Below are 22,384 nucleotides of genomic sequence, written 5' to 3' on the forward strand. Positions count from 1 at the left end.
GCTCCAGTCTAGAGTTGCGCCCGCACCGCATCCGCCAGCGAGGGGGCGGCGGCGTCGAACCAGGTGATGCGCGGGTCGGCCCGGAACCAGGTGAGCTGGCGCCGGGCGAAGCGCCGGGTGGCCGTGGCGGTGTCCTCCAGCGCCGTCTCCAGGTCCGACGTCCCGTCCAGCACGGCGAGGAACTGGGCGTATCCGATCGCGCGGGAGGCCGTCCGGCCGCGCCGCAGCCCGGCGGCGTCCAGCGCACGCACCTCCTGCAGCAGGCCCGCCTCGGACATCCCCACCACGCGGGCGCGCAGCCGCTCGTACAGCACGGCCCGGTCCAGGTCCAACCCGATCTGCACGGTGGGCCGCAGGTGGACCCGCTGCGGCATGTAAGAGGTGAAGGTCCGGCCGGTGATCCGATGGACCTCCAGGGCCCGGACCATCCGCCGGGCGTCGGCCAGCCGCGCCGCGCTGGCCGGGTCCACGCGGGCCAGCTCCGCCCGGAGGCCCTCCACCCCGATCCGCTCTCCCAGCTCCTCGAAGCCGGCCCGCACCTCCGGGTCCGTGGGCGGGAACTCCAGCTCGTCCAGGGCCGCCCGGACGTAGAGTCCCGAGCCGCCCACGAGCACCGGTCGCAGCCCGCGGGACTGGATGTCCTCGATCACCGCATGGACCTGCCCCTGGAAGTGGGCCACGGAGGCCTCCTCGGTCACGTCCAGGACGTCGAGGAGATGGTGCGGGATCCCGCGCCGGGCGGCCTCGGGCACCTTGGCCGTGCCGATGTCCATGCCGCGGTAGAACTGCAGGGCGTCCGTGTTGACGATCTCCCCGCCCAGGCGTTCCGCCAGGTCCAGTGCCAGCTCGGACTTGCCGGTGCCGGTGGGCCCGACGACGGCCACGACCGGTTCGCGGTGGGGGTCGCCGCCCACGGTGGTCATGAGGTGCTCACGCGGGGCGCAGGGTGGGCATGCCCAGGCTCACGCCGGCGCCGGCGGCCCCGGCGGCTGCGCCGGCCGTGGTCACCCCACAGGAGTCGGCCTGTGCGCGGTCCCAGGCGTCCCCGGCACGCGAACGGCGCAGCACGTAGCCCTCGGGGTCGCCCGGGGTGGGGTCGGCGATGAGGAAGTAAGGGTGGGACTGCGTGACGGTGACCGTCACGAAGTCACCGGGGCGGGGCGTCTCGGCGCCGTCCGGCACGCTGAAGTGCACGAGGCGGTGGTCCGGGGCCCGCCCGGCGAGCCGGCCGGTGGTGGCGTCCTTGGAGCCGGACTGCCCGGTGACGAGCAGTTCCTGCCGGGTGCCCACGAGCGCGGCGGACTCCTCGGCGCTGATGCGGTCCTGCAGGGCGGTGAGCCGCTCGAAGCGTTCCTGGACGATCGCCTTGGGGACCTGGTCCTCCATCTCACCGGCCGGGGTGCCCGGGCGGATGGAGTACTGGAAGGTGAAGGCCGAGGAGAAGCGGGAGGCCTCCACCACGCGCAGGGTGTCCTGGAAGTCCTCCTCGGTCTCCCCGGGGAACCCCACGATGATGTCCGTGGTGATGGCGGCGTGGGGCATCCGCTCGCGCACGGTGTCCAGGATCCCCAGGAAGCGCTTCGAGCGGTAGGACCGCCGCATGTCCTTGAGTACCCGGTCCGAGCCGGACTGCAGGGGCATGTGCAGCTGGGGCATGACGTTGGGCGTCTGGGCCATGGCGTCGATGACGTCGTCCGTGAACGAGGCCGGGTGCGGGCTGGTGAAGCGGACGCGTTCCAGCCCCTCGATCTCCCCGCAGGCGCGCAGCAGCTTGGCGAAGGCGCCCCGGTCCCCGAACTCCACGCCGTAGGTGTTCACGTTCTGCCCGAGCAGGGTGACCTCCACGGCCCCGGCGTCCACCAGGGCCTGCACCTCGGCGAGGATGTCCCCGGGGCGGCGGTCCTTCTCCTTGCCGCGCAGGGCCGGGACGATGCAGAACGTGCACGTGTTGTTGCAGCCCACCGAGATGGACACCCAGCCCGAGGAGGCGGAGTCGCGCTTGGTGGGCAGGGTGGAGGGGAAGGTCTCGAGGGATTCGAGGATCTCCAGCTCGGCCTGCTGGTTGTGCCGGGATCGTTCCAGCAACACCGGCAGGGAGCCGATGTTGTGGGTACCGAAGACGACATCCACCCAGGGGGCCTTGTCCAGGATCGTCTGCTGGTCCTTCTGGGCCAGGCAGCCGCCCACGGCGATCTGCATGCCGGGGTGGCCGTCCTTGACCGCGCGCAGGTTGCCGAGGTTGCCGTAGAGCTTGTTGTCGGCGTTCTCGCGGACGGCGCAGGTGTTGAACACCACCAGGTCCGGCTCGGAGCTCTCCAGCGCCTGCACGTAGCCGGCGTCCTCCAGCAGCCCGGAGATCCGTTCGGAGTCGTGCACGTTCATCTGGCAGCCGAAGGTGCGGACCTGGTACGTCCGGTCGTCGAGTCTCTGGGGCACGGAAGTCACCGCAGCATCCTAGTCGTCCTCGGTCCCACCGAGCACATCCTTGACCACGCCGAGCGCCATCGACGGCGGGTAGCCCTTGCGGGCGAGCATCCCGGCGAGGCGGCGGACCGCCTTGTCCCGTTCGGCCCGTGACTCGGCGTCCGTCCCGGTCGGCACCGGGCGCCCGCGCAGCCTGCGCTCGATGAGTTCCACCGCGGCCTCGCGCTCCGTGTCCTCGCTGATGGCCTCCAGCGCGTGTTCGGCTGCCTCGCCGCTGACGCCCTTCTGCGCCAGCTCCCGGCGCAGGGCACCGCGGGCCAGGCCCTTGGTGCGCTGGCGGGTGCGCACGAAGTCCTCCGCGTACGCGGTGTCGTCCACGAGCCGGACGTCCTCCATCCGGTCCAGGACGGCGGCTGCCACGTCCGCGGGCACGTCCTTCTCCGCCAGTTTCTCCTCGAGCTGCCGGCGGGACTTCGGGGACCCCGTGAGCTGGCGCAGCACGATGGTCCGGGCCACCTCCGCGGCGGCCGGTTCCGGGTCTGCCGCGAGGTGCTCGGGGACGTCCGGGACCGCGCGGAGGTGACGGGGTGACATCAGGCCGGGGTGTTGCCGGAGACGGCGCGCAGCTGCGGCTCGCCGCCCTCGTCCTCGCCCTCGGGGGCCACGCCGATGCCGAGCTTCTCGAGGATGCGGGTCTCGATCTCGTCGGCCAGGTCCGGGTTGTCCTTGAGGAACCGGCGGGCGTTCTCCTTGCCCTGCCCGAGCTGGTCGCCGTCATAGGTGAACCAGGCGCCGGACTTCTTGACGATGCCCTCGTCCACGCCCATGTCGATGAGTGCACCCTGACGGGAGATCCCCTCGCCGTAGATGATGTCGAACTCGGCCTGCTTGAAGGGCGGGGCCATCTTGTTCTTGACGATCTTGGCGCGGGTGCGGTTGCCGACGGGCTGGCCGCCCTCCTTGAGCGTCTCGATGCGGCGGACGTCGATCCGGACGGAGGCGTAGAACTTCAGGGCCTTGCCGCCGGTGGTGGTCTCGGGGCTGCCGAAGAACACGCCGATCTTCTCACGCAGCTGGTTGATGAAGATGGCGGTGGTCTTGCTCTGGGCCAGCCGGCCGGTGATCTTCCGCAGCGCCTGGGACATCAGCCGGGCCTGCAGGCCGACGTGGCTGTCTCCCATCTCGCCCTCGATCTCGGCGCGCGGCACGAGCGCGGCCACGGAGTCGATGACGATGATGTCCAGCGAGCCGGAGCCGATCAGCATGTCCATGATCTCGAGGGCCTGCTCACCGGTGTCCGGCTGCGAGACCAGCAGGGCGTCCGTGTCCACGCCGAGCTTCTTGGCGTACTCCGGGTCCAGGGCGTGCTCGGCGTCGATGAAGGCGGCGATCCCGCCGTTGCGCTGGGCATTGGCCACGGCGTGCAGGGCCACGGTGGTCTTGCCGGAGGACTCCGGACCGTAGATCTCCACGACACGGCCGCGCGGCAGGCCGCCGATGCCCAAGGCGACGTCCAGGCCGACGGACCCGGTGGGGATCACCTCCATCGGGACCCGGACCTCGTCCCCCAGACGCATCACCGATCCCTTGCCGTACTGCTTGTCGATCTGGGCCAGTGCGGCTTCCAGAGCCTTGTTGCGGTCTGTGGCTGACGCCATGATTCACCCCTAGGTGTGCTGGTGGAGGGCGGCCGGTGGGCCGTTCCCGTGCTTTCCTGACGAACCTACGTCACGCCTCGGACGCGTTAGCGGTACGCCGCTCGTGCTGTGGATGACAGGCCCGGGAATCGTCCCGGAGGATGTCCTGTGGAGGAGCTTACAGCGGTTCGAAGATGTTTTCGAAGAACTGGGGCGCCGGACGCGTGGCGTGTCCCGGGTTCACTCCCCCGCCCCGTCCTTCACGGGGATGTCCCGGCCCAGCCGGCGCGACTCCGGGACACCCTGCAGATCACAGACGTCCAGCCACACGGCCTTGGGGTCCGCACCGGTCTCGAGCGCCTGCTCGGCCGTCACCTGCAGCGTCGGCAGCACGAGGGAGGTCGCGATGACCCCCGCGTTGCCGGGGCCGAACTCCTCGTCCATCAGGCGCCGGAAATCACTGGTCTTCATGGTTCCATTCTTCCACTGCCCCGGAAGGCCCCGGTACCCCAGCCGCACAGCGGACACCAGGCTGACGGCGAACGGGCCGCAGACCGTGTGGTCTGCGGCCCGTGCCGTCGCGGCGCTGTGCCGGTGTCCTGGTGCTGGCTGCTCAGTGGCTGCCGGCGAGCTGGCCGAACTCGTCCGGGACCTCGTCCGGGATGCGGGCGGCCAGTTCCTCGGCCGCGAAGGAGCTCTCGAGGTCGGCGGGGACGGTGTCCGGGATGTGCACGCCCTCCTGCAGGGCGATGCGGTCCGAGACCTCGCGGAGCATGAGGGACATCGGCACGTTCAGCGCGCTGCAGATGGAGGAGAGCAACTCCGAGGAGGCCTCCTTCTGACCCCGCTCGACCTCGGACAGGTAGCCGAGGGAGACGCGGGCGTGGTGGGAGACCTCACGGAGCGTGCGACGCTGGCGCTGGCGGACGTCACGCAGGACGTCTCCGATTTCCTGGCGGAGGACTGGCACGGCGTGCTCCTTGGTCTCGTGGGTTTCGCTGGAAACGCGGTCGCCGGTCTCCAGCCAACGGGTGATGCCGTGGACGGTGACCGGATGCTTCATCATGTCTACTGTCTTCTCCTGAGTGGGTCCTGAGAATGGCCGATCAGGCCAACTGCTGTGTACAACCATGACGGGCCTGGATTTTGTTCCCCAGCCTACCGACAACCTCGCCCCCGGCGGCAAGGGCGCTCACGGCGCGGGGGACATCCGTGATGCAAACGTCACACCCAGCGGTCCAGGACCTCCTGCAGGGTCCGTAGGACCGTGGCCCGTCGGATGGCCTCCCGGCCCCCGTCCAGGCGGAGCAGCACGGCCTCGGCCCCGCCGCCGCGGGCCTGGCCCGCCGGTCCGCCCAGCCCGGCCAAGCCCACATACACGGTGCCGACCGGCCGGCCCTGGTGCGGCTCCGGTCCGGCCACGCCGGTGGTCGCCAGGCCCACCTCGGCCCCGGTCGCCCGCCGGGCACCCTCCGCCATCTGCCGGGCCACCTCCGGGTGCACGGCCCCGTGGCGGGCCAGCAGGTCCGCGTCCACGTCCAGCAGGGACGTCTTGACGTGGTTCTGGTAGGCGATGATGCCGCCCTGCAGGGTGCCGGAGGCGCCGGGCACCTCGGCCAGGGTGGCCGCGAGCAGCCCGGCCGTCAGGGATTCGGCGGTGGCCACCGTGAGCCCCCGGCTGATCAGGCCGTGCACGACGGCGGCCGGCGTCTCCCCCGGCGTGCTCGGCCCGGACAGCGGCCCCGTCAGCGGCTCGGTCACCGGCTCGGCTCGCCCGCCCGGGCCGATCGGCGCAGCCGGACGGCCTTGACCAGGTAGTCGATCCCGGTGACCAGGGTGACGACCAGCGCGGCGGCCATGAGCGTGTAGCCGACGTAGAGCCACCAGTCCCCGACCAGCGCGCCGAGCGGGGCCAGCAGCGCCAGCAGGGCACCGGCCTGGAGCACGGTCTTGAGCTTGCCGCCCCTCGAGGCGGGCATCACGCCGTACTTCAGCACCAGCAGGCGCATCAGGGTGATGCCCCACTCGCGCACGAGGATCAGCGCGGTCACCCACCACCACAGCTCGCCCAGCAGGGACAGCACCACGAAGGCAGCGCCGGTGAGCAGCTTGTCCGCGATGGGGTCGGCGATCTTGCCGAAGCTGGTCACCAGGCCGCGGGCCCGGGCGATGTCCCCGTCCAGCTTGTCCGTGTAGATGGCCACCGCGAACAGCCCGAAGGCCACCCAGCGCAACACCATCGAGTCCTCGCCGAAGGGGCCCCCGCCCACGAGCGTCCAGATGAAGAACGGGACCATGACGATCCTGAGGCCGGTCAGGATGTTCGGCAGGTTCCAGTTCTCACTCATGGCGGCAGTCTACGGTTCTCAGCGGCCGGTCAGGTCCCAGGCGTCCTCGGATCCGTCCTCGTCCTCGCCGTCGTACCAGTCCTCCGCCATGGGCCGTCCGGACAGGTCGTCGGCCACCAGGTCGCGGCCGTAGCCGCCGTCCCCGGCGTCTTCCTCGTCCGGCAGGGAGCCGCGCACGAGCTCCTGGTCGGAGGGCCTCGATCCGGACTGTTCCGGGATCTCGGCGTGCACCACGTCCTCGGCGTAGGCCTCGGGCGCGTCCTCGCTGGGCGCCGGCGCCGGCGGGGTGTCTCCGCGGATGGTGGCCAGCAGGGCCGGCAGGTCGTCCGGCTGGACCAGCACGTCGCGGGCCTTGGACCCCTCGGAGGCGCCCACCACGCCGCGGGACTCCATCAGGTCCATGAGCCGGCCGGCCTTGGCGAAGCCGACGCGCAGCTTGCGCTGCAGCATGGAGGTGGAGCCGAACTGGGTGGTCACCACGAGCTCGGTGGCCTGCAGCAGCAGGTCCATGTCATCGCCGATGTCCTCGTCGATGACCTTCTCGGCCTTCTCCGGTACCACGTCCTCGCGGTACTGGGCCGTCATCTGGGTCTTGACGTGCTCCACCACGGCGTGGATCTCGGACTCGTTGACCCAGGCGCCCTGCACGCGCATGGGCTTGGACTTGCCCATCGGCAGGAACAGCGCATCGCCCTGGCCGAGCAGCTTCTCGGCGCCCGGCTGGTCCAGGACCACGCGGGAGTCGGTGACGGAGGACGTGGCGAACGCCATCCGGGAGGGCACGTTGGCCTTGATCAGGCCCGTCACCACGTCCACGGACGGCCGCTGGGTGGCCAGCACCAGGTGGATGCCGGCGGCCCGGGCCAGCTGGGTGATGCGCACGATGGCGTCCTCCACGTCCCGCGGGGCGACCATCATCAGGTCCGCCAGCTCGTCCACGATCACCAGCAGGTACGGGTACGGCTTGAGCACGCGTTTGGAGTCCGGCGGCAGGTTCACCTTGCCGGCGCGGATCGCCTTGTTGAAGTCGTCCACGTGCTTGTAGCCGAACGCCGCGAGGTCGTCATAGCGGGTGTCCATCTCGCGGACCACCCACTGCAGGGCCTCGGCGGCCTTCTTGGGGCTCGTGATGATGGGGGTGACCAGGTGCGGGACGCCCTCATAGGCGGTGAGCTCCACGCGCTTGGGGTCCACCATCACCATACGGACCTCGTCCGGGGTGGACCGCATCAGGATCGAGGTGATCATCGAGTTCACGAACGAGGACTTGCCGGCGCCGGTGGCACCGGCCACGAGCATGTGCGGCATCTTGGCGAGGTTGGCCATGACGAAGCCGCCCTCCACGTCCTTGCCGACACCCATCACCATGGGGTGGTCCGTCTTGCGGGCGGCGTTGGAGCGCAGCACGTCCCCCAGCGCCACGACCTCCTTGTCCGCGTTCGGGATCTCGATGCCGATCGCGGACTTGCCCGGGATCGGCGAGAGGATGCGCACGTCCGAGGACGCCACGGCGTAGGAGATGTTCTTGGACAGGGCCGTGACCTTCTCCACCTTGGTGCCCGGTGACAGCTCGATCTCGTAGCGGGTGACGGTCGGGCCGCGGGAGAAGCCGGTGACCTCGGCGTCCACCTTGAACTGCTGCAGGGTCGAGGTCAGGGCGGCCACCACCGCGTCGTTGGCCTCGGTGCGGTCCTTGTGCGGGGGCCCAGCGGGCAGCAGGGAGGACTCCGGCAGCGTGTAGGTGATGTCCCCACCCAGGTGCAGCTGCTCGGATCGGGCCGGCATCGGCGGCAACTCCGCCGGCCGGGCAACGGGGGTGGCGGGAACGGCGGCGGCCGGGGCCACGGTGCCGATCGGTTCGGTCGCGGGCCCGGCCGCGCCCTCGGGCGCCTCGCCGGACGGGTCCGCAGGGCTCCCGACGCCGGCCCGCTCGCCTGCCTGCCCACCGGCCTGTTTGGCGCGGGCGATGGCCAGTTCCCCGGCGGTCGGGCGGCGGACCCCCGGCGGGATCGCCGGTCCGGCGGCCTCGGCGGGGCTGGCGGACGAGGCGGCGGTGGCGGCGGTGGCGGCGCCTTCCGAGGTGTCGGTCTCCACGTCGTCGATCACGGCGGTCTCGTAGGCCTCCGTGGCCGTGATCGGCTCGCCGTCCCGGTCCAGGGCCGCGGTCGGCTGCTCGGCGTCACGGCCGAAGAGCTTGAGGCCCTTGCGCCCGCGCTTGCGGCCGTCCTTGTCATCGCCCTTCGCCTGGCGCCGACGGTCGTGTTCGGTCAGGTAGGACTGGTCGTGGTCCGGGTCGCCGTCCCGGTCGGCCCGCGCCGAGCGGGAGGAGCGCCCGGCGCGCTCGGTGACCGCGCCGCCGTCGGGCTGGCCGGTGAGCCAGGCGTAGGCGTCCTGCAGGCGCTGCGGGATCTGGCCCACGGGCGTGGCCGTGACCACCAGCAGTCCGAAGAGCACCAGGACCACCATCAGGGCCCAGACCGGCCAGGGGGTGAGCAGGGAGGCCAGCGGGGTGGTGGCGAGGTAGCCCACGATCCCGCCGCCGGCCAACAGGTCGTCGAAGGATTCGGCCACGGTGGGCAGCCCGGCCACGAGGTGCGCGATGCCCGCGGCCCCGACGGTCAGGGTCAGCAGGCCGATGGTGATACGGCCGTTGTCCCGGTGCTCCTGGGGTGTGCGGAAGTACCGGACGGCGACGATCAGCAGCACGGCGGGGAACAGCAGGGCGGCCCACCCGAGGGTGCCGGCGGCGACCTGGTGGACCACGGTGCCGTAGCCGGGGGTGCCGCGCAGGCCCCACCACTCGACGGAGCCGATGACCAGGGCGAGGACCACGAGGAAGAATCCGGTGCCGTCCCGGCGGTCCTCCGGCTCGATCCGCGCGTCGCGGCCGATCTTGCGTACCCCGGCGCCGAGGGGCGTGGCCAGGGCCATCCAGAACCCGCGCAGCGCGCGCACGAACAGGTTGCCCTGCGGCTCGGGCGGTGGCTCGGGCGCGGTGCGTTTGCGTGCAGTCGACGTCCCGGTCTTCGACGCCGGACCCTTGCGGGCGGCGGAACTCGAGGAGCGGGTGGACTGCGAACGCGTCGGGGAAGTACGGGTCGCCATGCTACGTAGGGTACCGGCGTCCCTGTAGCCTGTCCGTGACCAACACAGGGGTTCCGCCGACAGTTCCGGCGGCGCCGGGGCTGTCCCTCCGGCCGGCGCGAGGAGCAGAGCGGATGATGGATCGTCACCTGGATGCCGGCGAGCAGCGCCGCACCCGCGGGCTGACCCGCACGGCACCTGCGGCGGCCGTCGCCCTGGTGGTGGCCCTCTACGCCGCGGCGGCGGCCAGCGGCCTGATGCCGCTGCTGTGGGTCTCCCACGTGGACGGCCGGGGGAACGCCCAGTACTCCGCGCACTGGCCACTGGTGAGCGTCGCTCTCGCCGCGGCGGCCGTCGCCTTCGTGGTCGGCTGGCTCCTCGCCCGTGAGCACGCGCAGGCCGGCCACTGGCATGACCTGGAGAAGGGCCTGGTGGTGGTCGCGTTCGGCACGGGGTACGGGCTGCTGGGTGTGGTGGTGGCCAACGTCGCCGCCTCCCTCGGCCGGCCGGCGGCGACGGCGGGCCAGGAGCAGCTGGGTCTGGCCCTGCTCGGCTTCGTCCTGGCCTTCATCCTGGCCGCCGTGGTCTACACCACCGCCCTGCCGAAGGCCCGGGTGGACCGGTGGACGCCGCGGTACTGACGCTCGCCGCCCGCTCCGCACCGCCCTGCTGAGGTTCCGGCCGTGCCTGCTGCTCCGGCCCCTCGGATCGGAGCGGCGCCTCAGACCTCCAGGACCACCGGAACGATCATGGGGCGGCGGCGCAGGGTGCGGTTGACCCAGGTGCCGATGACACGCCGGACCACCTGCTGCAGCTGGTGGGTGGTGTGGTCCGCGTTGGACTGCACCGCCTCCTCGAGGGCGCGGGCGATCTTGGGCTTGACGTCGTCGAACACCGCATCGTCCTCGGCCACGCCGCGGGCGTGGATGTCCGGGCCGGAGACGATCGTGCCGGTCTGTCGGTTGACCACGGAGATGATGGAGATGAAGCCCTCCTCGCCCAGCACCCGGCGGTCCTTGAGGTCCGCATCCGTGATCTCGCCGATCGAGGAGCCGTCCACGTAGACGAGGCCGCACTCGACCTGGCCGACCACGCGGGCCACCCCGTCGGCGAGGTCCACCACGGAGCCGTCCTCGGTGAGCAGGACGTTCTCGGCCGGCACGCCGGTCGCCTGGGCGATCCGGCCGTTGGCGATCAGGTGGCGGGTCTCGCCGTGGACGGGCATGACGTAGGCGGGCTTGACGATGTTGTAGCAGTAGAGCAGCTCGCCCTCGGAGGCGTGGCCGGAGACGTGGACCTGGGCCATGCCCTTGTGCACCACGTCCGCGCCGAGCTTCATCAGGCCGTTGACCACCCGGAACACGGAGGTCTCGTTGCCGGGGATGAGGGAGGAGGCCAGGATGACGAGGTCCCCGGCCTCGAGCTGGACGCGGTGGTCCCCGTTGGCCATCCGGGACAGCGCGGCCATGGGCTCCCCCTGGGAGCCGGTGCACATCAGCACCACGCGGTCCCCCGGCAGCTGGTCCACCTGCTTGAGGTCCACCAGGATGCCCTCCGGCACGTTCAGGTACCCCAGCTTGGCGGCGATCCCCATGTTCCGGACCATGGAGCGCCCCACGAAGCAGACCTTGCGGCCGTGCGCGTGTGCGGCGTCCAGGACCTGCTGGATGCGGTGCACATGCGAGGCGAAGGAGGCCACGATCACGCGCTGGGACGCGCGCCCCATGAGGGACTCCAGGACCGGCCCGATCTCCTTCTCCGTGGTGGTGAAGCCGGGGACCTCCGCGTTGGTGGAGTCGGTGAGGAACAGGTCCACGCCCGCCTGACCGAGTCGGGCGAAGGCGCGCAGGTCGGTGATGCGCCCGTCCAGCGGCAGCTGGTCCATCTTGAAGTCACCCGTGTGCAGGATGGTGCCGGCCTGGGTGGTGATGGCCACGGCCAGGGCATCCGGGATGGAGTGGTTGACCGCCACGAACTCGCACGCGAAGGGGCCGAGGTACTCGGTGTCACCCTCGGTGACGGCGAGGGTGAGGGGCCGGATTCGGTGTTCCTCCAGCTTGGCCTCGATCAGGGCCAGGGTCAGGGTGGAGCCGATCAGCGGGATGTCCGGCCTCAGCCGCAACAGGTACGGCACGGCACCGATGTGGTCCTCGTGGCCGTGGGTCAGCACCACCCCGACCACGTCCTGCAGGCGGCCCTCGAGGTAGCTGAAGTCCGGCAGGATCAGGTCCACGCCGGGCTGGTACTCCTCCGGGAAGAGCACCCCGCAGTCCACGATGAGGATCTTGCCGTCCAGCTCGAAGACGGTCATGTTGCGCCCCACCTCCCCGAGACCCCCGAGGGGGACGATCCGGCAGGTGCCGGGCTGCAGCGCGGGAGGGGTGGACAGGCGGGTCCCTGAGGCCATGGGTTCGGTCCCTTCTAGACGGTGAGTCCGGCTTCCGCGAGGTCCGCGCGGATGATGGTCTTCTCCTGATCGGTGGCCTGCACGAGCGGCAGCCGCACCGCCGGGGACGGCAGCAGGCCCTGCCAGTGCAGGATCAGCTTGGAGGAGACGGCCCCCTGGATGTGCGTCATCACGGCGCGCTGGTACGGGTCCAGCCGGAAGTGCGCCTCGCGCGCCGCGGCCAGGTCACCGGCGTTCATGGCGTCCACCAGCTGCCGGTACAGCCCGGTGGCCACGTGGGCGGTCACGGAGACCACGCCCACGGCCCCCAGGGTCATCAGCGGCATGGTCAGGGAGTCCTCGCCGGAGTAGATCTCCAGGTCCGTCTGGGCGGCCACGAGGGTGGTGGACTGGAAGTCCCCCTTGGCGTCCTTGAGCCCCACGATGTTCGGGTGCTCCGCCAGGGCGATGAGGGTGTCCGGGTTGATCGGCATGACGGACCGGCCCGGGATGTCGTAGAGCATCACGGGCAGGTCCGTGGCGGAGGCGATGGTCTCGAAGTGGGCCCGGATGCCGGCCTGGTTGGGCTTGTTGTAGTACGGGGTGACCAGCAGCAGCCCGTCCACGCCGGTCTTGGCGGCCAGCTGGGACAGGTGCATCGAGTGACCGGTGTCGTTCATGCCGGTTCCGGCGATGACCTTGGCCCGGCCGCCCACCGCTTCCACGACGGCCTCGAACATGGCGATGTTCTCCTCGTCCAGCAGGGTCGAGGTCTCGCCGGTGGTGCCCGTGATGACCAGCCCGTCCGCCCCCTCGTCCACGAGGTGGCTCGCGAGGGACTGGGCGGCCTCCAGGTCCAGGCTGCCGTCCTGCGTGAACGGCGTCACCATGGCGGGGACGACGGTGCCGAAGGTGGTCTCGGGGCGCGCGGCAGGGGTCTCGATCATGGGGTCAGACTACCTGCGAGAATGGCCTGCGGTACGGATCCGGCGCACGCCGGCGAGCAAGGAGTGGCCCATGGCACAGACCCAGGCGGTGAGACGCCGCATCCCCGGCGTGGACGCGGCCCGGGGGCTGGCCCTGCTCGGCATGATCGCCACCCATGTGGCAGGTCTGGTCACGGCGCACGGGACCGAGCCGACCGTCGTCGGGCTCGTGTTCGCCGGCAAGTCCTCGGCCCTGTTCGCCACCCTGGCCGGCGTGGGGCTGGCGCTGCTGACCGGCGGCGCGGGATCCCGCGCGGCTCCCCACCGGGGCCCGCGCCTGGCGTGGGACCGGCGTCGGGTGGCCGTGCGGGCGCTGATGATCTTCGTGATCGGGCTGGCCTGCGGCTTCCTGGACATGAACGTGGCCGTCATCCTGGCCCACTACGCCCTGTTGTTCCTGGCGGCTCTGCCCTTCCTGCGCCTCGGGGCCAGGGCTCTGGCCGGCTGGGCGGCCGGTTGGATCCTGCTTGCCCCCGTGGCCGCCAGCCTGCTGTCCGCGGCGATGCAGTCGGCGCTCGGCGGCTCCGCCTATGTGGACGGCTGGCGGCTGTGGTCCAACCCCACGCTGATGGACCTGTTCGCCCGGCCCGGGCTGCTGACCTGGGACCTGCTGTTCACGGGGTACTACCCGGTGCTGCAGTGGCTGGGCTACGTGCTGTTCGGGTTGTTCCTGGGACGGCTGCGGCTGGACCGGCTCCCGGTGGCGGGGATCCTGGCCGTCGGCGGCGCCGCGGTGGCTGCGGCGGCGTTCCTGTTCTCCCGCGGCCTGCAGTCCCTGCCGGGGGTCGCCGAGGCGTTGGCGACCGGGACGGGGGCGGACAGCCGGGCCCTGGCCGCCGAGCTGCTCACCGGGGCCAGCCTGTCCACCGAACAGGTCCAGCACTCCCCGGTCTGGTTCACCCTGGCGACGCCGCACTCCGGGGCGCCCCTGGACCTGGTGCTGACCTGCGGCACCTCGGCCATGGTGCTGGGGGTCTGCCTGCTGGCCACCCAGGTGGCGCGCGGGGTGCTGGTCTGGCCGCTGATGCCGCTGATCGGCGCCGGGGCCCTGCCGCTGACGCTGTACGTGGGCCACCTCGTGGCCCTGGACGTGTTCGAGTCGGCCACGGCGGCCTGGCCGCGCGCCGGCCTGCTCATCGCCTACTGGGTGGGGTGTCTGCTGGTCGGCACCCTCTTCCGCGGCTTCGGCTGGCGCGGCCCGCTGGAGGGGGCCCTGTCCAGGGTGTCCGGCACGCTGGCCGGACCGCGCCCCTAAGGGTGGATGGGGCCGCGGAGCTGGTGCAGCGGCAGGTTCGACCCGGAGCGCCGGGCGGAGATGACCTCCGCCATCATGGACACCGCGGTCTCCTCCGGGGTGCCGGCCCCGAGGTCCAGGCCGAAGGGCGCACGCAGCCGCGCCAGCTCCTGCTCCGAGAGGCCCCGTTCCCGCAGGCGGTCACGCCTCTCCCCGCTGGTCCGCCGCGATCCCATGGCCCCCACGAAGGCGGCCGGCGAGCGCAGGGCCCGTGCCAGCAACGGGTCGTCGAACTTCGGGTCATGGGTCAGTGCGCAGAGGACCGTGCGGTGGTCGAGGTCCAGTTCACCGAGGTATTCGTGCGGCCACCGCACCACGATCTTCTCGGCCTCGGGGAACCGCGCCCGGGTGGCGAACGCCGGCCGGGCGTCGCAGACGGTGACGCGGTAGCCGACCATGGTGGCCAACCGGGTGAGGGCGGCGGCGAAGGCGTTGGACCCGAAGACGATCATCCGCGCCGGCCCGGGGTGGCTGCGGACGAAGTAGTCGCCGGACGGTGCTCCCCCGGTGCCGGGAACGGTCACGACGCCGGAACGGGATTCCCGCAGCAGGGTTCCGGCGGCGGCGAGCAGCGGCTCTGAGGCCGCGGCGGCCTCTGAGGTGGAGTCCGACGCGGAGTCCGAGGCGGAGTCCGAGTCGGAGTCCGAGTCGCCACCGGTCACCGTGCCGCGCCACCCGGGCGTGGGCCCAGACAGGGCCGTGACGGAGGCGACCGGTTCGCCGGACCGGACGGCGGCGGCGAGGCGGCGGACAGGGCCCAGGCCGGCCGGCTCGACCCGTTCGAGGAAGACCCGGATCGATCCTCCACAGGTCAGCCCGATGGCGAGTGCCGCCGCGTCGCTGTAGCCGTAGTCCTGCAGCACGGGCCGGCCTGTGGTCCTCACCTCCTCGGCCCGGGCGTGGACGTCGGCCTCCACGCACCCGCCGGAGAGGCTGCCCACGGCCGTGCCGTCGTCCAGGACGGCCATCTGCGTGCCCACGGGCCGCGGCGCGCTGGACGAGGTCGCCACGACGGTGGCCAGCACGAAGCCCCGTCCCTGCTCCAGCACCGGTTCCATGGCGGTCCAGAGATCGTCAGGTTCGGACACCCCGGCTCCCCTCCGCGGTCTCCAGGCGCGTCCACCGGTGCAGGTCGGCCGGCGTGTCCAGGTCCCGGCCCGTGGCCAGGTGGCTCACGTCCAGCACCTCCACCGCCTCCGGGTGGGCCCGCAGCCAGACGCGGCCGGCGGCGTCCCCCGCCGCCACGGCGGCGGCCTCCCGGGCCAGGTGCAGCGGGAAGACCAGGGGGTGGCCGCGGACGAGGCGGCCCTGCCCATCCGGGAAACCGGCCGCCGTCACCCGCCGCCCGGCGGTCTGACCGGCGGCGGTGCCCGGCCCGGCGGCGGCACGCAGGAGGTGCGCGACGACGGCGGCGCCGATGTCCGGTTGGTCCACCAGGGCCAGCATGACCACACCGTCCGGTGCTCCCGGTGCTGTCAGTGCTGCCGGTGCTGTCAGTGCTGCCGGTGATTCCGGTGATTCCGGTGATTCCGGTGCGGACAGGATCCGATCGGCGGCGGCGATGCCGGCCCGGAAGGAGGACCCCATGCCGGTCTCCCAGTGGGGGTTCACCACCACCCGGCAGCGTCCCTGCTCCGGTGTCCCCGCCAGGGCGCGGTCCAGCGCCTCTCGCACCCGCTGGCCGGAGGCCCCCACGACCACGACCACCTCGTCGCAGCCTCCCCGCAACAGGGCCGTGGCCGAGGTGGCCACCAGGGGTCGCCCGCCCTGCTGGTTCTCCAGGCTCAGCGGGTTCTCGAGGCTCAGCAGGGCCTTGGGTCCACGGCCCAGGCGGCGGCCGGCCCCGGCGGCCAGCAGCACCCCCACCATCGGCCGGCCCGGGCAGGGGCTCACAGGAACGCGTCGGCGGTCGCGGGCAGGTCGCGGACCCGGACCCCGGTGGCGTGATGGGTGGCGTTGACGATCGCGGCGGAGGTGCCGACGATCCCGATCTCGCCGATGCCCCGGGACCCCATGGGGGTCGCGTGCTCATCGACGTCGTTGAGCCATTCCACCTGCATCTCGCCGATGTCCGCATGCGAGGCCACGTGGTAGCTGGCGAGGTCCTGGGTGACGACGTGCCCGAAGCGGGCGTCCCGCACCGATTCCTCGAACAGGGCGGCCGAGAGGCCCATGACGAGCCCGCCGCGGAACTGCGAGCGCGCCGTGGTCGGGTTGATCACCCGGCCGACCGAGTAGACGCCCAGCATCCGGGGCACCCGGACCTCGCCGGTGAAGCGGTGCACGCGCGCCTCGGCGAAGACGGCGCCGTAAGAGTGCATCGCCAGGTTCTCGGTGTCGGGGTAGGACTCGGCGGTCGAGGTGGTGTGGACCCCGGGGTCGGGGTCCTCGCCGTGGTCGGTCCGGAACTGCTGCGCGGCCTGGGTGATGGCGGTGCCCCAGGAGCCCGTGCCGGAGGATCCGCCGGCCACGGTGGCGAACGGCAGGTCCGTGTCGCCGATCTCCAACTCGATCCCGGGCACCGCCACGCCCAGGGCATCGGCGGCGATCTGCGTCAGCACCGTCCGGGCCCCCGTGCCGATGTCCACGGCACCGATGGAGACCCGGTAGCGGTCCTCGCCGAGGGCGAGGATGCGGGCCGCGTTGCCCGGGAAGAAGTTGGCCGGATAGGTGGCGGAGGCGACGCCGGTGCCCACCCACCAGTCACCGTCGAGGGTGGACCGCGGCGCGGCGGGGCGGGCTGCCCACCCGAAGCGCTCGGCGCCCCGGTGCAGGCAGTCCACCAGGCGCCGGTTGCTGAACGGGTTGCCGGAGTCCGGGTCCACCGCGGGCTCGTTCCGCACGCGCAGCTGCACGGGATCGACCCCCGTGGCCACGGCCAGCTCGTCCAGGGCCACCTCCAGGGCGTACATGCCGGGCATCTCCCCCGGGGCCCGCATCCACGAGGGGACCGGGACGTCGAGCGAGGCCACCCGGTGGCTCGTGCGCCGGTGGTCGGCGGCGTACATCATCCGGGCCGGGACGGCGGCGTGTTCCACGAACTCCTTGATGGCGGCGGTCTGGACCGTGACCGCATGGTCCAGCGCGGTGATCCGCCCGTCGGGTTCGGCCCCGAGGCGGATCTCGGAGACGGTCTGGGTCCGGTAGCCGGTGAGCGGGAACATCTGCTGGCGGGTCACGGCCAGCTTCACCGGACGGCCCTCGGCCCACCGGGCGGCCAGGGCCACCGCCATCTCGGGACCGTGCGGCAGCCCCTTGCTGCCGAATCCGCCGCCCACGTAGGGCGCCAGGACCCGCAGTCGGTCCTTGGCCAGTCCGAGCATCGGCGCCAGGGTGGAGGCCACGCGGTGGACGCCCTGGGTGGAGTCCCACATCGTCAGCGTCCCGTCGCGCCACAGCGCCGTGGCGGCGTGCGGCTCCATCGCGTTGTTGTGCTCGTGCGGGGTGGTGTAGGTCTGTTCGATGCGCACCGGCGCGGCGGTCAGCGCCGCCTCGACGTCGCCGACGTCGGTGTCCGTTGCGGAGCCCACGCTGGCGGGATCTGGGCGGTAGGTCTCGGCGCCGGCGAGGGTGGCTGAGAAGGGCTCGGGCTGTTCGTGGATCCGGACCAGCCGGGCGGCCTCGCGGGCGGACTCGGGGGTCTCCGCCAGCACCAGGGCCACGATCTGGCCCCGGAAGCCGATCCGGTCGTCCTGCAGCACGGACAGCTCGCGGTCCTCGGTGCTGGCGAGCCGTGGCGCATTCGTGTGGTCGAGCACGACCACCACGCCGGGCTGGGCCATCGCCTCGCTCGAGTCGATGCGCAGCACCCTGCCCTTCGCCGTCGTCGAGGTCACCAGCCAGCCGTGCAGCGGCCGCCCGGCTCCGGTGCTGGCCTCGGCGTCGTTCTCGACGGCATAGGCCGCGCGGCCGGTGACCTTCTCCCGGCCGTCGACGCGGTGGATCCCGGTGCCCATCGACACGGCGCGGACCGGACGCGCGGTCACCGTGGTCCCCGCCGATCGGTCCCGCCGGCGAGCCGGGCCAGGGCCGCCGTGGTGGCGCCCCGCAGCAGCGGACGCTTGTACCCGGTGTCCGGGCCGAAGTCCGCGTCCCGCAGCTCCGCGTCGACTGCCCGGGAGACCACACGGTCGATGGCGTCCTCATCGATCCGTTCCCCGCGCAGGGCCTCCTCGGCGCGGCGGGCTCGCCAGGGTTTGTGGGCGACCCCGCCCCAGGCGAGCGCGATGTCCGCGACCGTGCCGTCGTCGTCGAGCCTCAGTGCGGCGGCGACCGAGACGAGGGCGAAGGCGAAGGAGGCCCGGTCCCGGGTCTTGACGTACGTCGAGTGCCGGGCGAGGTCGGTGGCCAGCAGCTCGACGGCGGTGATCAGTTCCCCGTGGTCGAGCGTGGTCTCCACCTCGGGGTGGTCACCGGGCAGGGTGTGCAGGCCGGTGACCGGGATCCGCCGCTCGCCGTCGGGACCGAGGACCACCACGACGGCGTCCAGCGCGGTGAGCGCGACGGCCAGGTCTGAGGGGTGGGTGGCCACACAGGCCTCGCTGGCCCCGAGCACCGCGTTGTACCGGCCGTAGCCCGCCAGCGCCGAGCAGCCGCTGCCCGGCTCCCGCTTGTTGCAGGCGGTGGTGGTGTCCTGGAAGTAGACGCAGCGGGTGCGCTGGAGCAGGTTGCCGCCGGTGGTCGCCTGGTTGCGGATCTGACCGCTGGCCCCAGCCAGCAGGGCGCGGCTGACGCCGGGCCACCCGCTGCGCACGAGCGGGTGGGCGGCCAGGTCGCTGTTGCGGACGTTCGTGCCGATCCGCAGCCCGTCCTCGGTTCGTTCGACCGTGTCGAGCGGGAGCCTGCTGATGTCCACCAGCCGACCGGGGGTGCTCACCCCGAGCTTGAGGTGGTCGACCAGGTTCGTGCCCCCACCCAGGTAGCGGGCCTGCGGGTCCCCGGCCACGGCGGCCACGGCCTGGGCGGCGGTGGCCGGCACCTCGTAGGTCAGCGGTCTCATCGGCCCGCCGTCCCGCGTCCCGCGACCTCGCGGACGGCGTCGAGGATGCCGGCATAGGCACCACAGCGGCACAGGTTTCCGCTCAACCGCTCGCGGATCTCGGCGTCGTCGAGCTCGGTCTCCGCCTCCAGGTCCGCGGTGACGTGACTCGGATGGCCCCGGCCGGCCTCCTCCAGCATGCCGACCACCGAGCAGACCTGGCCCGGGGTGCAGTAGCCGCACTGGAAGCCGTCGTGGGTGATGAAGGCCTGCTGGACGGGATGCAGTGCGCCCTCCGTGCCGTCCGACCCGCCCTGACCGTCACCGGCGAGACCCGCGGCGGTGACGACCTCGGTGCCGTCGTACGCCACGGCGAGGGCCAGACAGGTCAGGTGACGGCGCCCGTCCAGCAACACGGTGCACGAGCCGCACTGGCCGTGGTCGCAGCCCTTCTTGGGCGAGGTGTTGCCGATGCGTTCCCGCAGGGCATCCAGCAGGGTGGTGCGGGTGTCGACGGACAGCTCGTGCTCGGCCCCGTCGATCCGCAGGGTGATGGTGTGCTCCATGGTCCCTCCCAGGGCCGCCTGTCACGTGGTGACGCTGCACACACCGTACTCGCGCACGTCGGCACGCCACAACAGGCTCCCGGGACGGCCGGTCATGGGGTGGGGGCCGCCGCGTACAGCCGCACCGCGTCCCGCATGGCCTTGCGGGCCCGGGAACGGTCTCCGGAGGCGTCATAGCCGAGCGAGAGCCGGTACCAGGAGCGCCAGTCCCCCGGCGCCGCCTCCGCCTCGTCGCGGAAGAGGGCGAACTGGGCGTCCGCGGCGGCACGGTCGATCCGTCCGGCCGGTGAGCGGGGCAGGTCATCCGCCGGCAGGCCGCCCTCGACCGCCAGGGTGCGTCCCATCCTCTGCATGGCCATCCCGAAGCGCAGCTCGCGCCACAGGGTCCACAGGCCAACGACCACCACGCCCAGCACGGCCACGCCGAGGACCTTCGCGATGGTCTGGGGCGCCTGCAGGAAGGCGATGGCGGAGCCGACCGCCAGCACGGCGAACAGCAGCATGAGGGCCACGATCGCGGCCACCCCGATCTTGCTTCTCATCGGTGCCATCCCCCGCCTCAGCCGAGGTCCAGGTAGGCGTCGAGTCCGTAGGCCAGCCCGGGACGGGAGGCCACGGTCCGCAGCCCCAGCAGCACGCCGGGCATGTAGGCGCCCCGGTCGAAGGCGTCGTGCCTGAACACGAGCTGCTCCCCCGGGCCGCCCAGCAGGACCTCCTGATGGGCCTCCAGCCCGCGCAGCCGCACCGCGTGCACCCGGACGCCGTCCACCAGGGCGCCGCGGGCACCGTCCGGATCGTGGGTGGTTGCGTCCGGGGAGGGCCCGACGCCGGCCTCGGACCGGGCGTCCGCGATCAGTCCCGCGGTGCGCACGGCGGTGCCGGACGGGGCGTCCACCTTGTCCGGGTGGTGCATCTCGATGATCTCCACCGAGGGGAAGTGCCGCGCGGCCGCCGCGGCGAACGCGCTGGCCAGCACCGAGCCGAGCGAGAAGTTGGGGGCGATCAGCACCCCCACCCCCGGGTGCCCCGCCAGCTGCTCCTGCAGGCTCGTCCGCCGCTCGTCCGACCAGCCGGAGGTCCCCACCACGGCGTGCAGCCCGTGCTCCACGGCGAAGGCGACGTTCTCAGGCGAGGCCTGCGGGACCGTGAGGTCCAACAGGTGGCTCGCGCCGGCGTCGAGTACCTGCTGCAGGGGGTCGGCGGAGCCGAGCTCGGCGACCAGATCCAGGTCCGGGGCATCCGTCACGGCCCGGACGGCGTGGCGGCCCATCTTGCCGCCGGCGCCGAGGACGGCCACGCGGATCGGATCGGTGCTGGTGCCGGGGCTGGTGCCCGTGCCGGGCTCAGGCGAAGTCATGCCCTCCAGTTTAGGTGCTGGCCCGGGCCTTCAGGTGCTGGTCCGCGCCGTCGTGGCCGGACCCTGCCCCGCGTCCCGTTCATCCACCCGTCCGCCGTTGCGCACGGTGAAGGTCAGCAGCAGCGCCACCACGGCGAAGGCGGCCAGCAGCATCAGTCCCACGAAGTAGCTGTTGTGCTCCGCGTTGTAGGTGGCCCCCATGACCAGCGGCGGGAAGTATCCGCCCAGGCCGCCCGCGGCGGCGATGATGCCCCCGATCGTGCCCACGTCCCGCGGGTCGGCCGCCCGCCCGACCCAGGCGAACACCCCGCCGGTGCCCAGCCCCAGGAACAGCGCCATGATCAGGAAGACCGGGCCGAAGACGCGTTCCTGCCCCGGCTGCAGGGCGACGACGACGGCGAGGACGGCGGCGCCGGCGAAGGAGGTCAGGGTGACTGTGCGGGGGCCGATCCGGTCGGCCAGGATGCCGCCGACCGGGCGGGCGACGACGGCTGCCGCCGCGAATCCGGCCGTCCGCCAGCCGGCCTCGGTGGCGGCGTAGTCGTAGATGTTGCCCAGGTACGTCGGCAGGTAGTTGGAGAACGCCACGAAGGCGCCGAACACCACGCCGTAGAGGAAGCACAGCTGCCACGTGACCAGCTGGGAGAAGGCCCGCCGGAGCTTGGGCAGGGCCGGCGTGGGCGTGATCCCGGCCCGGGACGGCGCCTCCCGCAGGAACACCGCGCAGAGCACGGCGACCACCGCCACCACGACGGCGACCAGGATGTGGGTCGCGAGGTAGCCGATCCCGGCCGCCAGCTGGGGGGTGGCGAAGGCCGAGATCGCCGTGCCGACCATGCCGGCGCCGAAGATCCCGGTGGCGAAGCCCTTGCGGTGCGGGGGGTACCACGCGGAGACGAAGGGGATGCCGATCGCGAAGACCGCCCCCGCGATCCCGAGGAAGAACGCCACGACCAGCAGCGGGATGTAGGCGTCCATCATCCCGACCAGGCCGGTGACCAGCACCAGCGGGGCCGTCACCCCGAGCAGCGCGGCGAACATGATCCGGCCGCCGTAGCGGTCGGTCATCACGCCGACCGGCACGCGCGCGATCGAGCCGACGAGGATCGGCATGGCCACCAGCACGGCGTTCTGGGTGGAGCCCAGCGACATGTCCTCGGAGTAGCGCGAGGCCAACGGGCCGATCATCGTCCAGGCCCAGAACCCGACCGTGGAGGCGAGCGTGGCCAGCAGCAGGTTGAGGGTCTGGCCCGGGACGGGCCCAGACCCGGCGGCGGACGGGGTCGGCACGGCGGAGGGGGACGGTGCGGCCATGACGGTTCCT

General features: G+C 72.4%; 21 protein-coding genes. 2 read left to right on the plus strand and 19 right to left on the minus strand.

From position 1 onward, the window contains the following. Nucleotides 1-8 precede the first annotated feature (8 nt). The 9 genes from miaA to AB0K08_RS04185 form a co-directional block, all read right to left on the minus strand. A complete protein-coding gene (gene miaA, locus AB0K08_RS04145; protein ID WP_363351985.1) occupies nt 9-923 on the minus strand; it encodes a tRNA (adenosine(37)-N6)-dimethylallyltransferase MiaA in 915 nt (304 codons plus the stop codon). A 7-nt stretch (nt 924-930) separates the two neighbouring features. After that, on the minus strand, nt 931-2,445 hold the full coding sequence (miaB, locus tag AB0K08_RS04150) for a tRNA (N6-isopentenyl adenosine(37)-C2)-methylthiotransferase MiaB (RefSeq protein ID WP_363351988.1): 1,515 nt from the start codon (nt 2,443-2,445) through the stop codon (nt 931-933). Between the two features lie 9 nt (nt 2,446-2,454). Then, nucleotides 2,455-3,018 carry a regulatory protein RecX gene (locus AB0K08_RS04155; protein ID WP_363351990.1) on the minus strand — a complete coding sequence of 188 codons (564 nt, stop codon included), beginning with the start codon at nt 3,016-3,018 and terminating at the stop codon, nt 2,455-2,457. Continuing rightward, nucleotides 3,018-4,082 (minus strand): recombinase RecA, encoded by a 1,065-nt coding sequence (recA, locus tag AB0K08_RS04160; protein ID WP_363351992.1) that lies wholly within the window; start codon nt 4,080-4,082, stop codon nt 3,018-3,020. The genes AB0K08_RS04155 and recA overlap by 1 nt, the downstream gene beginning before the upstream one ends. Before the next feature lie 219 nt (nt 4,083-4,301). After that, on the minus strand, nt 4,302-4,532 hold the full coding sequence (locus tag AB0K08_RS04165) for a DUF3046 domain-containing protein (RefSeq protein WP_363351994.1): 231 nt from the start codon (nt 4,530-4,532) through the stop codon (nt 4,302-4,304). A 142-nt stretch (nt 4,533-4,674) separates the two neighbouring features. Continuing rightward, a complete protein-coding gene (locus tag AB0K08_RS04170) occupies nt 4,675-5,127 on the minus strand; it encodes a helix-turn-helix transcriptional regulator (RefSeq protein ID WP_363351996.1) in 453 nt (150 codons plus the stop codon). A 158-nt stretch (nt 5,128-5,285) separates the two neighbouring features. Further along, on the minus strand, nt 5,286-5,756 hold the full coding sequence (locus AB0K08_RS04175; protein WP_363352555.1) for a nicotinamide-nucleotide amidohydrolase family protein: 471 nt from the start codon (nt 5,754-5,756) through the stop codon (nt 5,286-5,288). 62 nt (nt 5,757-5,818) lie between these two features. After that, nucleotides 5,819-6,409: a CDP-diacylglycerol--glycerol-3-phosphate 3-phosphatidyltransferase gene (pgsA, locus tag AB0K08_RS04180; RefSeq protein ID WP_363351998.1), complete on the minus strand. Its 591-nt coding sequence runs from the start codon at nt 6,407-6,409 to the stop codon at nt 5,819-5,821. Between the two features lie 18 nt (nt 6,410-6,427). Continuing rightward, complete coding sequence (locus AB0K08_RS04185; protein ID WP_363352000.1) at nt 6,428-9,514, minus strand: DNA translocase FtsK; 3,087 nt, start codon at nt 9,512-9,514, stop codon at nt 6,428-6,430. A gap of 113 nt (nt 9,515-9,627) precedes the next feature. On the opposite strand from AB0K08_RS04185, the gene AB0K08_RS04190 reads away from it, so the two are divergent. Next, nucleotides 9,628-10,134, plus strand: a complete 507-nt coding sequence (locus AB0K08_RS04190) for a hypothetical protein (RefSeq protein ID WP_363352002.1) — start codon at nt 9,628-9,630, stop codon at nt 10,132-10,134. A gap of 80 nt (nt 10,135-10,214) precedes the next feature. Here AB0K08_RS04190 and AB0K08_RS04195 read toward each other — a convergent pair whose 3' ends face one another. Beyond that, nucleotides 10,215-11,900, minus strand: a complete 1,686-nt coding sequence (locus tag AB0K08_RS04195; protein ID WP_363352004.1) for a ribonuclease J — start codon at nt 11,898-11,900, stop codon at nt 10,215-10,217. Between the two features lie 14 nt (nt 11,901-11,914). Continuing rightward, nucleotides 11,915-12,826 carry a 4-hydroxy-tetrahydrodipicolinate synthase gene (gene dapA / locus AB0K08_RS04200; RefSeq protein ID WP_363352006.1) on the minus strand — a complete coding sequence of 304 codons (912 nt, stop codon included), beginning with the start codon at nt 12,824-12,826 and terminating at the stop codon, nt 11,915-11,917. Between the two features lie 70 nt (nt 12,827-12,896). Between dapA and AB0K08_RS04205 the strand changes: the two genes are divergently transcribed. Further along, nucleotides 12,897-14,120 (plus strand): heparan-alpha-glucosaminide N-acetyltransferase domain-containing protein, encoded by a 1,224-nt coding sequence (locus AB0K08_RS04205; protein WP_363352008.1) that lies wholly within the window; start codon nt 12,897-12,899, stop codon nt 14,118-14,120. Here the strand turns inward: AB0K08_RS04205 and AB0K08_RS04210 are convergent. The 8 genes from AB0K08_RS04210 to AB0K08_RS04245 form a co-directional block, all read right to left on the minus strand. Beyond that, complete coding sequence (locus AB0K08_RS04210; RefSeq protein WP_363352010.1) at nt 14,117-15,247, minus strand: XdhC/CoxI family protein; 1,131 nt, start codon at nt 15,245-15,247, stop codon at nt 14,117-14,119. The two genes, AB0K08_RS04205 and AB0K08_RS04210, sit on opposite strands and share 4 nt — an antisense overlap. Continuing rightward, the gene (locus AB0K08_RS04215; protein WP_363352012.1) at nt 15,234-16,052 is read right to left on the minus strand and encodes an NTP transferase domain-containing protein; all 819 of its coding nucleotides are present in this window, start codon (nt 16,050-16,052) and stop codon (nt 15,234-15,236) included. Before AB0K08_RS04215 ends, AB0K08_RS04210 begins: the two co-directional genes overlap by 14 nt. Then, a complete protein-coding gene (locus tag AB0K08_RS04220) occupies nt 16,049-18,145 on the minus strand; it encodes a xanthine dehydrogenase family protein molybdopterin-binding subunit (RefSeq protein WP_363352014.1) in 2,097 nt (698 codons plus the stop codon). Before AB0K08_RS04220 ends, AB0K08_RS04215 begins: the two co-directional genes overlap by 4 nt. Next, complete coding sequence (locus AB0K08_RS04225) at nt 18,142-19,158, minus strand: xanthine dehydrogenase family protein subunit M (RefSeq protein WP_363352016.1); 1,017 nt, start codon at nt 19,156-19,158, stop codon at nt 18,142-18,144. The genes AB0K08_RS04220 and AB0K08_RS04225 overlap by 4 nt, the downstream gene beginning before the upstream one ends. Then, complete coding sequence (locus AB0K08_RS04230) at nt 19,155-19,703, minus strand: 2Fe-2S iron-sulfur cluster-binding protein (RefSeq protein ID WP_363352018.1); 549 nt, start codon at nt 19,701-19,703, stop codon at nt 19,155-19,157. Before AB0K08_RS04230 ends, AB0K08_RS04225 begins: the two co-directional genes overlap by 4 nt. Nucleotides 19,704-19,795: 92 nt before the next feature. Beyond that, on the minus strand, nt 19,796-20,245 hold the full coding sequence (locus AB0K08_RS04235; protein ID WP_363352020.1) for a hypothetical protein: 450 nt from the start codon (nt 20,243-20,245) through the stop codon (nt 19,796-19,798). A gap of 17 nt (nt 20,246-20,262) precedes the next feature. Beyond that, nucleotides 20,263-21,060: a 4-hydroxy-tetrahydrodipicolinate reductase gene (gene dapB, locus AB0K08_RS04240; RefSeq protein ID WP_363352022.1), complete on the minus strand. Its 798-nt coding sequence runs from the start codon at nt 21,058-21,060 to the stop codon at nt 20,263-20,265. 30 nt (nt 21,061-21,090) lie between these two features. Continuing rightward, entirely contained in the window at nt 21,091-22,374 is a 1,284-nt protein-coding gene (locus tag AB0K08_RS04245; RefSeq protein ID WP_363352024.1) for an MFS transporter, read from the minus strand. Nucleotides 22,375-22,384 lie beyond the last annotated feature (10 nt).

The organism is Citricoccus sp. NPDC055426 (assembly GCF_040677445.1).
Lineage (GTDB): Bacteria > Actinomycetota > Actinomycetes > Actinomycetales > Micrococcaceae > Citricoccus.